Source organism: Parviterribacter kavangonensis (genome assembly GCF_056863335.1).
In genome coordinates, this window is sequence record NZ_JBXPJA010000003.1 from 312,938 (window position 1) to 328,656 (window position 15,719).

The 15,719-nt window shown below is 73.0% G+C and carries 14 protein-coding genes; 8 read left to right on the forward strand and 6 right to left on the reverse strand.

What is annotated here, in order from left to right:
- Window positions 1-237: 237 nt before the first annotated feature.
- The 4 genes from AC1UE4_RS21365 to AC1UE4_RS21380 form a co-directional block, all read right to left on the reverse strand.
- A complete protein-coding gene (locus AC1UE4_RS21365; RefSeq protein ID WP_482919352.1) occupies window positions 238-762 on the reverse strand; it encodes an HNH endonuclease in 525 nt (174 codons plus the stop codon).
- Between the two features lie 117 nt (window positions 763-879).
- Window positions 880-1,797, reverse strand: a complete 918-nt coding sequence (pheA, locus tag AC1UE4_RS21370) for a prephenate dehydratase (protein WP_482919353.1) — start codon at window positions 1,795-1,797, stop codon at window positions 880-882.
- Window positions 1,794-2,306, reverse strand: a complete 513-nt coding sequence (locus tag AC1UE4_RS21375) for a DUF4446 family protein (RefSeq protein ID WP_482919354.1) — start codon at window positions 2,304-2,306, stop codon at window positions 1,794-1,796. The genes pheA and AC1UE4_RS21375 overlap by 4 nt, the downstream gene beginning before the upstream one ends.
- Before the next feature lie 11 nt (window positions 2,307-2,317).
- The gene (locus AC1UE4_RS21380; protein WP_482919355.1) at window positions 2,318-3,313 is read right to left on the reverse strand and encodes a hypothetical protein; all 996 of its coding nucleotides are present in this window, start codon (window positions 3,311-3,313) and stop codon (window positions 2,318-2,320) included.
- A 275-nt stretch (window positions 3,314-3,588) separates the two neighbouring features.
- On the opposite strand from AC1UE4_RS21380, the gene AC1UE4_RS21385 reads away from it, so the two are divergent.
- The 8 genes from AC1UE4_RS21385 to AC1UE4_RS21420 are packed head-to-tail and all read left to right on the forward strand — an operon-like array spanning window position 3,589 to window position 13,405.
- A complete protein-coding gene (locus AC1UE4_RS21385; RefSeq protein WP_482919356.1) occupies window positions 3,589-5,340 on the forward strand; it encodes a serine/threonine-protein kinase in 1,752 nt (583 codons plus the stop codon).
- 40 nt (window positions 5,341-5,380) lie between these two features.
- Complete coding sequence (locus tag AC1UE4_RS21390) at window positions 5,381-6,145, forward strand: FHA domain-containing protein (RefSeq protein WP_482919357.1); 765 nt, start codon at window positions 5,381-5,383, stop codon at window positions 6,143-6,145.
- A 23-nt stretch (window positions 6,146-6,168) separates the two neighbouring features.
- Entirely contained in the window at window positions 6,169-6,648 is a 480-nt protein-coding gene (locus AC1UE4_RS21395; RefSeq protein ID WP_482919358.1) for an FHA domain-containing protein, read from the forward strand.
- On the forward strand, window positions 6,648-7,889 hold the full coding sequence (locus AC1UE4_RS21400) for a Stp1/IreP family PP2C-type Ser/Thr phosphatase (protein ID WP_482919359.1): 1,242 nt from the start codon (window positions 6,648-6,650) through the stop codon (window positions 7,887-7,889). The genes AC1UE4_RS21395 and AC1UE4_RS21400 overlap by 1 nt, the downstream gene beginning before the upstream one ends.
- Entirely contained in the window at window positions 7,889-9,163 is a 1,275-nt protein-coding gene (locus AC1UE4_RS21405; RefSeq protein ID WP_482919360.1) for an FtsW/RodA/SpoVE family cell cycle protein, read from the forward strand. Before AC1UE4_RS21400 ends, AC1UE4_RS21405 begins: the two co-directional genes overlap by 1 nt.
- Entirely contained in the window at window positions 9,160-10,584 is a 1,425-nt protein-coding gene (locus AC1UE4_RS21410; protein ID WP_482919361.1) for a peptidoglycan D,D-transpeptidase FtsI family protein, read from the forward strand. Before AC1UE4_RS21405 ends, AC1UE4_RS21410 begins: the two co-directional genes overlap by 4 nt.
- On the forward strand, window positions 10,581-12,473 hold the full coding sequence (locus AC1UE4_RS21415) for a PASTA domain-containing protein (RefSeq protein WP_482919362.1): 1,893 nt from the start codon (window positions 10,581-10,583) through the stop codon (window positions 12,471-12,473). The genes AC1UE4_RS21410 and AC1UE4_RS21415 overlap by 4 nt, the downstream gene beginning before the upstream one ends.
- Window positions 12,470-13,405: a D-alanine--D-alanine ligase family protein gene (locus AC1UE4_RS21420; RefSeq protein ID WP_482919363.1), complete on the forward strand. Its 936-nt coding sequence runs from the start codon at window positions 12,470-12,472 to the stop codon at window positions 13,403-13,405. The genes AC1UE4_RS21415 and AC1UE4_RS21420 overlap by 4 nt, the downstream gene beginning before the upstream one ends.
- Here AC1UE4_RS21420 and AC1UE4_RS21425 read toward each other — a convergent pair.
- Complete coding sequence (locus tag AC1UE4_RS21425) at window positions 13,393-14,901, reverse strand: protein kinase domain-containing protein (RefSeq protein ID WP_482919364.1); 1,509 nt, start codon at window positions 14,899-14,901, stop codon at window positions 13,393-13,395. The genes AC1UE4_RS21420 and AC1UE4_RS21425 overlap by 13 nt on opposite strands.
- 38 nt (window positions 14,902-14,939) lie before the next feature.
- Window positions 14,940-15,695, reverse strand: a complete 756-nt coding sequence (locus AC1UE4_RS21430) for a hypothetical protein (protein ID WP_482919365.1) — start codon at window positions 15,693-15,695, stop codon at window positions 14,940-14,942.
- Window positions 15,696-15,719: the final 24 nt, after the last annotated feature.

Genomic DNA, 15,719 nt, shown 5'->3' on the forward strand with positions numbered 1-15,719 from the left:
CGCCGGAGCTCGTCCCCCCGGCCGCTTAGAAAAGTGCCGATCGGGCTGAAAGTCCAGTGAAGTTCTTCGAAGGGCGCCTTCTCCTGAGGGCGCCCTTCGTCGTTGATCAACGCCAGACACGTTCTCGTTGGGCGTGCGCGGCCGCACCGACCAGGTCCGTACGTCCGTACTGTCCCTGGTCGGCGCACCCACGCACGATGCAACGATCGACGCGTCTGGTCTGCAGTCCCCGTTCGGCTAGGCGGCTGAGGCGACGGGCGTCGAGTCCGTCGTGGCCTCGGGCAGCCACTGGCGCCAGGCCGCCGGGATGCGCGGGCTTGCGACGTGGATGAAGACGTGCGGGCTCGGTGCCCGCGGTACTCGGGCGGGGACCATGTTGGCCTGCGCCGGCAGCATGTCGCCCTTGCGGCGGTTGCAGGGCGCGCAGGAGGCGACGATGTTGTCCCACTCCGACGAGCCGCCCTTCGACCGCGGGATGACGTGGTCGACCGTGAGGTTGGAGCGGGCGCCGCAGTACTGGCACGTCCAGCCGTCGCGGGCGAACACGGCGCGGCGGGTGATCTTGCGCCGGTGCGTGTCGCGCGGGACCTTCACGTAGGTCATCAGGCGGATGACGACGGGGCGGGGCATCTGGGTGTGCTCGGACCGCAGCTGCCATGCGCCCTGCTCGACGAGCTCGGCCTTCTGCTTGAGCAGGAGGACGGTCGCGCGGCGAACCGTGCAGACGTTGATCGGTTCGTACGTGGCGTTGAGGACGAGCACCCGACCAGCATCAGGTCCGCGCCGCTGGTGCTCAGCTGGCGGCGCGAACCCCGGCGCGGCTGGTGGGGTCAGTGTGCCCATGAGGCTGTGCGAAGGATACCCGGGGCCACGGCGTCCTCACGCCGCCGGGTACGAACCGAGGACGCGAAGCACGTCGCAGTGCGCCCGAAGCCCGTCGATCGCGTCGCGTACGCGCTCGTCGTCCACGGAGCCGTCGAGGTCGACGAAGAAGAGGTAGTCGCCGAGCCGGTCGCGCCGTGGCCGCGACTCGATCCGGGTCAGGTTCACCCCGCGGAACGCGAACTCGGAGAGGCAGCGGACGAGCCACCCGGACTGCCCGGTGCCCTCGCCGGCGAAGAGGAGCGAGGTCTTGTGGGGGCCGGCCGAAGAGGTCGTGGCGGCGGGTCTGCCCGCGCCGCGCGAAGAGGTCGTGGCGGCGGGCGCCGCCGCGCCAGGGGAAGGGGCGTCGGCGGTGCGGGCGAGCCAGACGAAGCGGGTGGCGTTCTCCGTGATGTCCTCGATGCCGTCCCGGAGGACGGCGGCGCCGTAGAGAGCGGCGGCGCGGTGAGTGCCGATGGCGGCCCAGCCCTCGCCGGCCCGCTCGACGGCGACGCGGACCGCCTCGGCCGTCGACGTCCAGGCGACCCCGCGGGCCTCCGGCAGCGAGGCGCGTAAGTAGCGGGCGCATTGGGCGAGCGCCTGTGGATGGGACACGACGACGCGCACGGCGTCGAGCTCCACCGAAGGTGCGGCCAGCAGCGCGTGGCGCACCGGGAGGACGACCTCGGCGATCATCGACACCTCGGGCGCGTCGTTCGCGAGCGCGTCGAGGGTGGCGTCGACCGATCCCTCGCTCGCGCTCTCGATCGGCGCGATCGCGTGCGACACCCGTTCCTCCTGCACTGCCAGCACGACCTCGTGGACGGTGGCGAGCGGGACGGGCTCGACCCCGTCGCCGACCACGCGCGAGGCGCTCGCCAGCAGCGCCTCCTCGCTGAACGTCCCCGCCGGGCCCAGGAACGCGGCGCGCGTCACCCGTGCTTCGCCGGCTCCGCGAACGCGAGGCGGATGGCCTCCTCCTCCTCGGGCGCGAGCTGCAGCTCGCTCTTCCCGTCGCGCACCTGCTTCGCGTACACGCGCGCCTGGTCGCGGTGGTGGATGGAGGAGACGACGATCCCCGACCGCGTCGCGTCGAGCAGCGCGATCGACGTGGACTGCCGCCCGGACATCTCGTTGTAGGCGTCGAAGCGCACGAGGCCGCGGAAGGCGAACGCGCCGTCCAGCCGCTCCTCGGCCTCGACGAGCCGCTCGTCGATCCGGCCGTGGACGTCCTCGACGTGGTCGCGCAGCGCGCGGAACGCGGCGTCGAGCTCGGAGGCGTGGACGGTGAGGTCGCGGGCGCCGAGGTCGCCGAGCAGGACCTTCTGCGCCGCCCGCAGCCGCCGCAGCTGGATCGTCAGGACGAGCGCCCAGATGATCGCGAGCACGGCCACCCCGCCCGCGGCGAGCGCGACGATGCCCGTCGTGGAGGAGAGATCGTCCACGACGGAGGAACCTATCGCGTGAAGATCGCCGTGTAGGTCTGCGTGTTGTTGTCGGTCTTCTCCTCGCCCGGGACCTTCCCGACGGTGACCTCGATGGTCACCGGCACGCCGATGGGCGGCGCGGTTCCGAGCGGGATGGAGGCTTCGGCGTTCTGACCCGCCGTGGTCTCCTCGACGCGCCGCGTGGCGCTGATCGGCTTGCCGGCGCCGCGGATGCGGACGCGGACCGGGACGTTCTCCTCGTTGTTCTCGCCCTGGTTGGCGAACGTGACGGTGAACGTCACGTCCGACCCGGCCGGGATCCGGTTCGAGGTCTCGCCCGGCTGCAGCGTCACGTCACCGACGGCGGTGCTGACGATGCCGTGGCCGTGGAGGCCCGGCGCGGGCGTCCCGCTGCCGCTGCCCGACCCGCTCCCGCCCTGCGCGCCGAGCCGGTCGGCGACCGTCCCCGGCTGCAGCCAGTCGAGGTTCGGCAGGAACTGCGAGTCGGCGATGCGCTGCCCCGTGATGCCCTTCTCGTCGAACGTCTCGCTGATGAACGGGCGCACGCGCGCGTCGTAGATCACGTCGGAGGAGAGGAACGCCTGCATCTGCGCGGCGATCTGGTCGACCGCGGCGCTGGCCTGGTCGCCGCCGTCCTGCACGAGCGCGGTGCGCACCTCGGACGCGATCTTGCCCACCGCCGTCGACCGCAGGTCCAGCGCCAGCAGCAGGTTGCGCTGGGCGGTCTTCAGCTCGTCCGGGACGTCGAAGCCCTCGGCCTGCTCGACCTGCCGCTCGGCGACGACGCGCAGCTGGTTGATGTTCTGCTCGAGCTCGTTGGGGGCCTGGCCGCCCTGCGAGAGCGCGTCGAAGAGCGGGGCGCCGACCTCGCGATCGGAGGCGCTGATGACCTCGCCGACGTCGCGGTTGTAGTCCTTGAGCCGGTTCTCCGCGCGGTTGTCCAGGCAGCTGTTGACGACGACCGCCAGCAGGATGAACACGAGCACGCCGATGACCAGCGCCACGATGCGCCGGTTGCGCACCGCGTCCGCGGGCTGCCCGGACCCCGGACGCGCGCGCGTCGCAGCGCCCGCGGGCCGGCGGGGCCGTTGCTGCGCTCGGGTGGGTGGCTCTTCGCCGTCGTCGAAGAAGGACAAGAACTTCGCTCTCTGCGGGCGTGTTCGGGCCCCAGTATGACCGGGAGACCCGGCGGACCCGCGCTTGCAAGTTCCGTGCCAGGCGGCGTTTCCCTTCCCGACCGGGCAGGGAGCGAGGGATCGCCTGCTGAACTGCGAACGTGGTGCAGCAGCCGGACACCCTCGAACTGGCGACCACGGACGCGCCGCTGGTCCTCGACCGCTATCGGCTCGTGCGCCGGCTGGGGAGCGGCGGCTTCGGCGTGGTCTGGCTCGCGCATGACGAGCGCCTCGACCGGCCGGTCGCGGTCAAGCGGATCCCCCTCGACGGCGACGAGAACCCGCGCGCCGAGCGCGAGGCGCTCGCGGCCGCCCGGCTCGCCCATCCGGGGATCGTCGCGCTGTACGAGGCCGGCCACGACGAGGACGCGTGGTGGCTCGTGTCCGAGCTGGTCCGCGGCGCCACGCTCGCCGACCTCGAGCACGAGGGCGCGCTCAGCGACCTCGACGTCGTGCAGATCGGCGTCGCGCTGTGCGGGGCGCTCGAGCACGCGCACGCGCGCGGGGTCATCCACCGCGACGTCAAGCCGGGGAACGTCATGGTCCCCGACCACGTCGAGGACGGCGCCGGGCTCGCGAAGCTGACCGACTTCGGCATCGCGCGCCTCGCCGACGAAGGCGCGCTGACCCGCACCGGCGACGTCATCGGCACGCTCGCCTACATGGCCCCCGAGCAGGCCGAGGGCGGCCGGGTCACGCCCGCGGTCGACCTCTACGCGCTCGGCCTCGTGCTCTACGAGGCGCTCGGCGGCACGAACCCGATCCGCGCCGACGGCGCCGGCGCGACCGCCCGCCGCGTCGGCATGGAGTGCCCGCCGCTGCACGACCTCCGTCCCGACCTCCCGCACGAGCTCTGCTGGGCGATCGACGCCGCCGTCGACCCCGACCCCGAGGAGCGCGGCTCGATCGCCGACCTCCGCCGCGCGCTGCAGGCCGCCCAGCCGTTCATGGACGACGCGCCGGGCATGGTCACCGCGCCGATGACGCCGCTCGGCGGGATGCTCGAGCGGACTCGGCGCTGGCGGGCCGAGCGGCGCGAGGACGAATGGCGCCAGGATCCTCGGTGGGCGGGCGAAGAAGCACCTCTCGTCGAGCGCGCGCGCCGGATGGAGCCGGAGCGGGGCGGTCTGCGCCGTCGCACGAGCGGGCCGGGCCGGATCTTCGCGGCGCTCTCGGGCGGCGCGCTCGCGTACTGGGCGATCAGGGCGCTGCCGGCGGACTTGACGCTCGGCGGGGCGGTCGCGGCGCCCGAGCCGCTCGCCGTCGCCGCGGTCGTCGCCGGCCTCGTCGCGCTGCTGCCGCGGCTGGGCTGGCTCATGGCGCTCGCCGCGCTGCTCATCGTCGTCGGGCCCGAGCGCGCGTCGCTCGTCGTGCTCGCCGCCGCCGCGCCGGTCGTGGTCCTGCTCGTGCTTCACGGCCCCACGTGGTCGCTGCCCGGCGCGGCGCCCGCGCTGGGCGCCATCGGCCTCGCGGGCGCGTACCCGGCGCTCGCCGGCCAGGCGAGGACGCTGCCCGCGCGAGCGGCGCTCGGCGCGATCGGCTTCTGGTGGCTCAGCCTCGTGACGATCATCACCGACCGCAAGCCCGATCTGGCGGTCGTCGCGGAGCCGGCGACGCTCGCGCTCGCGGCGCTGTGGGCCGTCGCCGCGGCCGTGCTGCCGCTCGTCGTCCGGGGCGCGAACGCCGCCGTCGACGCGCTCGGCGCCGCCCTCTGGGCCGCCGCCCTGGCCGCCGCCACGCCCGCGATCGCGGAGGCCCTCGACGGCGCCGAGCCCGCGAACACGGGCGCCGCCGTCGCGCTGGGCGCGGGGTTCGCGGTCGCCGCGCGTGCCGTGGCGGCCATGGGCCGCGAGTAGCATGGCTCCCTCTCGGCCGGGTAGTCCGGCCCGTTGACCCATGTCCGTCCTGCGCAACCTCGAGAACAGGATCGCCGGCCTCGTCGAGGGCACGTTCGGCCGCGTCTTCCGCTCGGAAGTGCGTCCCGTCGAGCTCGCGCGCGGGCTCGCGAAGGAGATGGACCAGCACAAGACGGTGTCCGTCTCGCGCGTCTACGTCCCCAACGAGTACGTCGTCTGGCTCTCGCCGCAGGACCGCGAGCGCTTCGGCGGCGTGGAGCGCGACATCGCCGACGAGCTGGCCGCCTACCTGCTCGAGCACGCCCGCCGCGAGAAGCTCGCGCTGGTCAGCCGGCCGCAGGTGACGTTCTCGACCGACGAGGCGCTCAGTCTCGGCGAGTTCGGCATCCAGGCGCGCCTCGTCCGCACGACGCAGGACGACAAGCCGCCGGAGCAGGGCGACCACGGCCACACGATGGTCTACTCGACGTCGGACCGCCTGCGCGAGGAGCTCGACCGGCCCGCCCCCGAGTTCGCCGGCCCGACCAGGGCGATGGTCCTCGCCGAGGGCAAGCGCATGGTGCTCGGCCCCGCCGGCGGCACGATCGGCCGCAGCCGCGACTGCGACGTCGTGCTCGGCGACCCGAACGTCTCGCGCCACCACGCCGAGATTCGCCCGAGCGGCCGCGGGCAGTGGACGATCCGCGACCTCGGCTCCACGAACGGCGTCAAGGTCAACGGCCACCGGGCCAACGGCGAGACCAGCATCGAGCCGGGCGATCGCATCGCGCTCGGGACCGCGGAGATCCGGTTCGTCGTCGAATGATCCTCGCCGCCGAACTGGAACCCGTGTCGGTGGCCCTGAAGTTCGGGTTCATCGCCGTCCTCTACCTCTTCCTCCTGTGGATCGCGCGCAGCGCGCTGAAGGACCTGCGCCGCGGGACCGACGTCGCGGTCGCCGGCGGGCGCGCGAGCGCGGTCACGGGACCGCAGCTCGGCGAGGCGACGAGCGTCCACCAGTCGCCCGTGGCGAACGCGATGCTCGTCGTCGAGCGCGCGCCCGGCCACCAGGCGGGGATGCGCTACGACGTCGGCGGCGGGGCGACGCTCGGCCGCGGCGACGTCGAGATCGTGCTCGAGGACCCGTTCGCCTCCTCGCGCCACGCGCGCATCGAGCGCCAGGGCGCGGCCGTCGTGCTGGAGGACCTCGGCTCGACGAACGGCACGTACCTCAACGACGAGCTGCTGCGCGGGCCGCAGCCGCTGCATGCGGGCGACCGGGTGCGCATCGGCGACTCCGTGTTCCGCTTCGACCCCGGAGCCGGCTGATGCTGCGGGTCGCCGAGCAGTTCCACGGCTCCCACACGGGCCGCGCGCGCCGCGCCAACGAGGACAACCTCTACGCGCGCGCGCCGCTCTTCGCCGTCGCCGACGGCATGGGCGGCGCCCGGGCGGGCGAGATCGCCTCGCAGATCGCGGTCGAGACGCTCGGCGGCGGCTCGGTCGACACGGTCGACGCGCTCGCCGACCTCATCCGCGCGGCGAACGGCCGGATCCACGACCTCGCGCAGTCCGACGACCGCCGCGCCGGCATGGGCACGACGGTCACCGCGGTGCTCGTCGGCGAGGACGCGCTGCACGTCGCGCATGTCGGCGACTCGCGCGCGTACCTCTTCCGCGACGGCAAGCTCGAGAAGCTCACGCAGGACCACTCGCTCGTCGACGAGCTGCTGCGCCAGGGGCGTCTGACGCCGGAGGAGGCCAGGGAGCACCCGCAGCGCTCGGTCATCACCCGCGCGGTCGGGCCGGAGGCGACCGTCGAGGTCGACACGGAGTCCTGGCAGGCGAAGGCCGGCGACGTGGTGCTCATCTGCAGCGACGGGCTGACGACGATGATCGGCGAGCCGGAGATCCAGGAGATCCTCCGGAGCGCGACCGCCCTGCCGGACGCGGGGCGCAAGCTCATCGACGCGGCCAACGAGGCCGGCGGCCGCGACAACATCACGGTCGTCCTCTTCCGCATCGACGAGGTCGGCAGCGGCGCACGTGCCGCCGAGACCTCCGAGCAGGCCACGAGCACCGGCGACAGCGCGCTGCGCACCACCGACGTGCAGGCCGCGCTCGAGGCGGAGGAGCGCAAGCGAACCCGGACCGCGCCGGTCGCGACGATGGAGCGGACCACGCCCGAGCCCGCCACCCGCCGGCTGGAGCCGATGGCCGCCGCGACGCCGCCCGGCCGCCGCAAGCCGCGGTCGCGCTGGCGCAAGGCGCTCGTCGCCCTCGGCGTCACGCTCTTCCTCGCGGTGCCCGTCTTCTTCGGCGTCGCGCTCGCCGTCCGCTCGGTGTACTTCGTGGCCGCGGACGACCAGGGCTACGTGACGATCTACCGCGGACTGCCGTACGAGCTGCCGCTCGGGCTGAACCTCTACGAGCGCAACTACACGTCGCCCGTGACGCGCGAGCAGGTCCCGGCCTCCCGCCGGCAGACGCTGCTCGAGGACCAGAAGCTGCGGTCCCAGAGCGACGCGTACGACCTCGTCAGCCGCCTCGAGCGCGGCCAGCTGTCCTGATGAGCGCCCGCAACAAGGAGCTGCTCGGGCTGATCCCCGCAGCCCTGCTGGTGACGGCCGGGTTCACGGCGATCTTCATCCAGCAGGACGACCTGCTGTCGAACGTCTCGCTGACGTACGGCCTCATCTTCCTCGGGCTGTGCTTCGGCGCGCACATGATCCTGCGCTTCACGCTGCCGTACGCGGACCCGTACCTGTTCCCGCTGGTGGCGATCCTCGCCTCGTTCGGGATCGTGATGATCTACCGGATCGACGAGGACCTCGCGCGCGACCAGGCGACGTGGTTCGTCGTCGGGCTCGTCGTCTTCGCGGCGACGATCGTCTTCCTGCGCGACTACCGGCCGCTCGAGCAGTACCGCTACACGATCGCGCTCGTCGGCATCGGCCTGCTGCTGCTGCCGCGCCTGCCGGGGATCGGCGCGCAGGTCAACGGCGCGTACCTGGGGGTGAAGCTCGGGCCCGTGACCTTCCAGCCGGCCGAGCTGGCGAAGATCGCGATGATCGTCTTCCTCGCGAGCTACCTGCGCGACACGCGGCTCGTGCTCATGGAGGGCGTGCGCCTCAAGCACCTCGGGCCGCTGCTCGTCGTGTGGGGCGCGTCGATGGTGCTGCTCGTGTTCATCCGCGACCTCGGCTCGTCGCTCATGTTCTTCGGCGGGTTCCTCGCGCTCGTCTACGTCGCGACGAACCGGGTGTCTTTCGTCGCGGTCGGCCTCGCGATGTTCGCCGCCGGCGCGTGGTTCTTCTCGAGCACCGTCGGGCACGTCGCGGACCGCATCGACGCGTGGCAGCACCCGTTCGACCAGCAGCTCTACGAGAAGGCGTCGGGCGGCAGCTACCAGCTCGCGCAGTCGCTCTTCGCGCAGGCCGACGGCGGGTTGTTCGGCACCGGGTTCGGCCAGGCGCTGCTCAACCTGCCCGGCGGCGGGCGGATCCTGCCCGCGGCCGAGACCGACCTCATCTACGCGCTCATCACGAACGAGCTCGGCCTCTTCGGCGCCGCCGCGCTGATCGGCATCTACCTCTTCATCGTCGAGCGCGGGTTCAAGACCGCGATGCTCGCGCAGGACTCGTTCTCCAAGCTGCTCGCGACCGGGCTGACCGCGGTCTTCGCGCTGCAGGTCTTCGTGATCGTCGGCGGCGTGACGAAGGTGATCCCGCTCACCGGCGTGACGCTGCCGTTCGTCTCCTACGGCGGCTCGTCGATCGTCGCGAACTTCATCCTGCTCGCGCTGCTCCTCACCGTCTCCAATCGCGCGAGAGCTCCGCAGTGAACGGGTCGATCCTCAAGCTCTTCGCCGTCGTCATCGTCCTCTTCACGCTGCTCATCGCGTTCACGTCGCGCTGGACGGTCTTCGAGGCGGAGGGGCTGCGCGACAACGCGCTCAACCGGCGCGAGCTGCTCGAGCAGCAGCGCATCCGCCGCGGCACGATCCGCGCGGCCGACGGCACGGTGCTCGCCCGCTCCGTGAAGGGGCAGCTCGAGACGTACTCGCGCCGCTACCCGACCGGGAGCCTCTTCGCCCACGCCATCGGCTACTCGTTCACGACGGTCGGCCGGTCGGGCCTGGAGCAGTCCAAGAACGACGACCTGACCGGCGCGCGCGACGACGTCGGGTCGATCATCGACCAGCTCAGCGGCAAGGACCCCGTCGGCGACGACGTGCGGACGTCGCTCGATCCCGACGCCCAGCGCGTCGCCTACGAGGCGCTCGGCGGCCAGCGCGGGTCGGTCGTCGCGCTCGACCCGTCGACCGGGCGCGTCAAGGTCCTCGCCAGCAACCCGTCGTTCGACCCGAACCAGCTGCGCGACGCGCGTGACACGAAGGTGCTCTCCAACGGCTCGGCGCTCAACCGCGTGACGCTCGGGCAGTACCCGCCGGGCTCGACGTTCAAGGTGGTGACCGCGACGGCGGCGATCGACAGCGGGAAGTTCACGCCGGACTCGACGGTCGACGGCAAGTCGCCGCAGACGATCTCGGGCGCGCCGCTGTCCAACTTCGGCAACGAGCAGTTCGGGACCATCCCCTTGACGACCGCCCTGACGAACTCCGTGAACACCGTGTGGGCGCAGGTCGGCGTCAAGGTCGGGCGCGACACGATGGAGCAGTACATGGAGCGCTTCGGGTTCTTCGACCGGGTCGAGATCGACCTGCCGTCGGGCGAGCGGGCGCGCAGCGGCGTCCTCGTCCGCGGCCGGCGCGGCTTCACGAAGGTGACGAGCGACCTGGTCGACCTCGGCCGCGTGGCGATCGGCCAGGGCGGTCTGCTGGCCACGCCGCTGCAGATGGCGATGGTCGCCTCGGCGGTCGCGAACGACGGCACGCTCATGAAGCCGCGGCTCACCACCCGCGTCGTCGACCGCGACGGCCGCACCGTCGACTCGTCCGAACCGGAGGAGCTCTCGGAGGTGATGAAGCCCGAGACGGCGAAGCAGGTGGGCGACATGATGGCCAACGTCGTCAAGGAAGGCACGGGCACCGCGGCAGCGCTGTCGGGCGTCTCCGTCGCGGGCAAGACGGGCACCGCCGAGATCGACATCGCGCGCGGCATCAACACGCCGTGGTTCATCGGCTTCGCGCCGCGCGAGAACCCGAAGTACGCCATCGCCGTGAACATCGAGCGCTCGACCGGGACGGGCGGCGAGGTCGCCGCGCCGATCGCCAAGCGCGTGCTCGAGGAGCTGCTCGGATGATCGCCGCCGACACCGTCGTCGACGGCCGCTACAAGCTCGTCTCGCGCCTCGGCTCGGGCGCGATGGCCGACGTGTGGTGCGCGGAGGACCTCCAGCTCGGCCGCAAGGTCGCGCTCAAGCTGCTGCACGAGCGCTTCGCCGAGGACGCCGACTTCGTCGAGCGCTTCCGCCGCGAGGCGTCGGCCGCCGCCGGCCTGCAGCACCCGAACGTCGTGCAGGTCTACGACCGCGGCGAGTGGGACGGGACGTACTACATCGCGATGGAGTTCCTCGAGGGCGAGTCGCTCAAGGACCTCATCGACCGCGAGGCGCCGCTGGCCGCCGACCGCGCGATCGACCTCACGATCCAGATCCTGCGCGCAGCGCGCTACGCGCACCGCCGCGGCATCGTGCACCGCGACATCAAGCCGCACAACGTCATGCTCGACGCCGAGGCGCGGGCGAAGGTCGCCGACTTCGGGATCGCCCGCGCGGGCGCGTCGGACATGACGGAGACCGGCTCGATCATGGGCACCGCGCACTACCTCTCGCCCGAGCAGGCGCAGGGCTACCCGGTCAGCGCGCAGTCCGACATCTACTCGGTCGGCATCGTCCTCTACGAGCTGCTCACCGGACAGGTGCCGTTCGACGGCGACAGCGCGGTGACGATCGCGCTCAAGCAGGTGTCCGAGCCGCCGGTGCCGCCCGGCTCGCTCAACCCGGCCGTCACGCCGGAGCTCGAGGCGGTCGTGCTGCGCGCGCTCGCGAAGGAGCCCGAGCACCGCTACGCCGACGCCGACGAGATGATCGCCGACCTCGAGGCCGCCCGGATGGGCGTGCTGCCCGAGGGCTCGGCGACGACCGCCTTCGTGCCGATCGCCGAGGAGCCGGTGCCGCTCGAGCGCGGGTCGCGCTGGTGGCTGTGGGCGCTGCTCGCCGTGCTCGTGGCCGGCGCCGCGGTCGCCGCGGTGCTGCTGCTCGCGAGCAACCAGACGAAGCCCGTGCCGAACGTCGTCGGCGCGGACGTCGCCGCCGCGGCACGCCGCCTGCGCGACGACGGGTTCAAGCCGGTCGTCGAGCGGATCCAGAACTCGGCGCCGCGCGACCGGGTCGTCGGCCAGGACCCGGACCCCGGCACACGGCTGGAGGAGGGCGACGAGGTGTCGCTCACCGTCTCCGATGGGCCGGGGACGCGGACCGTGCCCGACGTGGCCGGCCAGGACCGCCGCGACGCGCGTGCGCGATTGCGCAAGGCCGGGTTCCGCGTCACCGAACGCGAGCAGGCCAGCCAGAACGTCCCGGAGGACAAGGTCATCCGCACGTCGCCGTCGATCGGATCAGAGGCGCGCGTCGGCGCCGTCGTCCAGCTCGTCGTCTCGAGCGGGCCCGAGCAGGTCGAGGTGCCCGACCTCACCGGCATGGACATCGAAGACGCCCGCGACGTGCTCGAGAAGGCAGGGCTGACCGCGGACGTCACGCGCGAGGAGAACGAGGACGAGGATCCCGGCACCGTGCTGTCGCAGGACCCGGCGCCCGGGGAGCAGGTGGACAAGGGCTCCGCCGTCGCGCTGACCGTCGCGAAGGAGCCGAAGACCGTCACGGTGCCGGACGTCACCGGCCGCGACGAGTCCGAGGCTGTCGCCGCCCTGTCGTCCGCCGGCCTCGAGATCGACGTGCAGGACGAGCCGACCGACAAGCCGAGCGACGACGGCAAGGTCCTGTCGCAGACGCCGCGCGGCGGGTCGAAGCTCGAGCGCGGCAAGCGCGTCGTCGTCTCCGTCGGGCGCTTCGACGACTCGCAGCTGAACCCGGAGCCGGACACCGACACGACGCCGACCACGCCCACGACGCCGACGACGCCCGACGACGGCGAGACCGGCGGGACGACCACGGACGGGACCGGCGCATGAGGATCGCCGTACTCTCGGGCGGGCGGTCGTCGGAGCACGACGTCTCGCTCGCCTCCGGCGCGTCGGTGCGCGAGGGACTCGCGGAAGCGGGCCACGACGTCCTCGACGTGCGCCTCGAGCGCGACGGGACCTGGTGGCACGAGGGCGAGGAGCTCGTGCTGCACCCGGGTCGCGGGCTGCTCGGCTCCGACGTCGTGTTCCCTGCGCTGCACGGCCCGTTCGGCGAGGACGGCACGGTGCAGGGCCTGCTCGAGCTGATCGACGTCCCGTACGTCGGATCGGGCGTGGCGGCGAGCGCGGTGTGCATGGACAAGCTGCTGCTGAAGGACCTGATGGCGCGCGCCGGTGTCCCGCAGGTCGACTACGGCCGCCCCGAGGACGGCCCGCGCGGCTTCCCGTGCTGGGTCAAGCCGGCGCGGCTCGGCTCGTCGGTCGGGATCGTCCGCGTCGACTCGGCGGACGACTTCGACGAGGCGGTCCGCGTCGCCCGCGAGCACGACCCGCGCGTCATCGTCGAGGCGCATTCGAGCGGGCTGGAGGTCGAGTGCTCGGTGCTCGGCGACGAGGCGTCGGAGCCCGGCGAGATCGTCGTGGTCGGCGGCGGCTGGTACGACTACGAGGCGAAGTACACGCCGGGCGGGATGGAGCTCGAGGTGCCCGCGCGCATCTCCCCGGCCGCCCGCGACCGCGTCCGCACGCTGGCCGTCGAGGCGTTCGACCGGGCCGGCTGCAGCGGCCTGGCGCGCGTCGACTTCTTCGTCGACGGCGACGAGGTGCTGCTCAACGAGGTCAACACGATGCCCGGCTTCACCGCGACGAGCGTCTACGCGAAGCTGTGGGAGGCGACGGGGCGGCCGTACGCCGAGGTGATCGACCGCCTGTGCGCGATCGCCGTCGAGCGGTTCGAGCGCGAGCGCTCCTACCGCTTCTGATGGAACAGCCGGATCTCGCTGATCTCGACCTGCTGCTCGTCGGGCGGCAGCTGCGTGATCCAGACGAGGAAGTAGCGGTAGGAGTCGCCGGGCAGGGTCACCTTCTCCTTGCGGGCGAAGGTCCGCTCGGCGGCGAGCTCCTTCCAGCCGGGGTCCGGCACCGTCTTCGGCGGGCCCTCGGTCGCGCCGTAGATGACGGCGCGGTAGTCCTTCGTCCGTGAGGTGACCTCGATCGCCTTGGCGGCGAGGCTCGGCTTCGCGTCGATGTAGACGCCGACGCCCGCCTTGCCGAGGTCGCCGGCCGCGTAGGTCTCGGTCGACCACGTCGTGCCGGTGTCCTTGTCGACGAGCGCGATCGTCTCGTCGGGGTGCTCGCTGCCGTTGTCGCCGAGCGGGTCGTAGTCGTGGCCGGCGTTCGCGCGCAGGCTCTGCGACACGAGCTGCGGCGTCGGCGGCGGCCCGACGTTGCGCCCGCCCCCGGTCCCCTTCTCCGCGCGGTCGGCGGCGCCGGCGACGAGGACGACGGCGACCACCGCGGCGACGATGAGCGCCGCGACGAGCGCGCGGGTCGAGGTGCGGAAGCGCAGCGGCAGCCGCTTGCGCGTGGGGGAGGGAAGCGTCCTGAGGACCGTCGTCGCCTCGCCCGTGACGTGGCCCGAGCGGGCGGTCTCGATCGCGAGGACGTCCTCGAGGTCGCGGATGAGCTCGTGGGCGTCGTCGTAGCGGCGGGCGAGGTCCTTCGCGGTCGCGGCGTCGAGCACGGCGGCCAGCGCGCTCGAGACCTCGGGGCGGCGCAGCGCGATGTCGGGCAGCTCGTCGCGGACGTGCTTCATCGCGACGGCGACCTGGTTCTCGCCGTGGAACGGGACGTCGCCGGTGAGCATCTCGAAGAGCACGACGCCGAGCGAGTAGATGTCGGACTGGCCGGTGACCGCGTGGCCGAGGGCCTGCTCGGGCGAGACGTAGTCGGTCGTGCCGAGGACGCGGCCGTCCGCGGTCAGCCCCGCCTGGTCGAGCGTCCGGGCGATCCCGAAGTCCGTGACCTTCGCCGAGCCCTCCTCGTCGACGAGGACGTTCTGCGGCTTGACGTCGCGGTGGACGATGCCGCGGTCGTGGGCTGCGCTCAGCGCGCGAGCGATCTCGATCGCGTACGCCAGCGCCTCGGGGATCGGGAGCCGGCCGAAGCGCCGGATGCGCTCCTTCAGCGTCTCGCCCTCGACGTACTCGAAGACGATGTACGGGAGGTCGTTCTCCTCGCCGGCGTCGATGACCTGGACGATGTGGGGGTGGTTGAGCTGCGCGACGGCGCGGGCCTCGCGGCGGAAGCGCTCGAGCTGGTCGGGGTTGCCCGCGATCTCGCGATGCATGACCTTCACCGCGACCTGCCGCTCCAGGGTCGTGTCGAAGGCGCGGTAGACCGTCGACATGCCGCCGTGGCCGATCGACTCGTCGAGCCGGTAGCGGCCGCTGAGGCTGGTCCCGACGGGCGTGCTCACCGGACCTATTGTTGCTCCCCCGGCGCGGTTGCGATCGGTCAACCCGCGCGCGAGCGGCGAGCGAGCTGCGCCTTGGCCGTCGCGACCAGCTTCCGCATGCCCTCGGCGCGGCCGTAGCGGGCGGCGCGGCGGGCGAGATGCAGGGCCTCGGCGGCGTCCCCGCGGGCCATCGAGAGCTGGGCGTCGAACATCAACGCGGCCGCCGCGCGGCGGTGCATCGGCCGCGCGAGCGAGCGGTCGACGGAGGCGGCGAGCTGCACGGCGTCGTAGTACTCGCCGTCGGCGAGCGCCTCGCGAGCGCGCTCGATCTTCGAGGGCCGCGGCTTCGGCGCGGGCGCGGTGATCGTGGCCGCAGCGCGCGTGATCGAGGGCTGGGGCGCCGGGTCGTCGGAGGGCAGGAGGAACGCCGCGACCGGCAGCGCGAGCAGCGCGAAGGTCAGCGCCGCGGCGACCGCGGTCGGAAGACGGGCGAAGCCGAGGCCGTCGACGCCCCGCGCCGGCTGAGCGGGGGGCTGCGCCCCCACGCCGCGGCCTCCGCGTGGACCGAGGGGGCTCGCCCCCTCCACGTCTTCGGCCACCCGGAGGGTGACCCAATCTCCCGGTTGGGCCAGGGGGAGCGAGGGTTCGACCGAGACGCCGGCGCGCAGGAGGACCTGCTCGATCCCCGTCTTCGCGCGCGCGGTGAGCTTGCCGCGGCCGAAGGCGTCGCCGAGCGCGGTGACGCTGATGCGCATCATCCCGCCCGCCTGCTCGACCGAGCGGCGCAGCCCCTTCGCCGCCGTCAGACCGTTCACCGGGGCGAGGGTACGCCCCGGTCC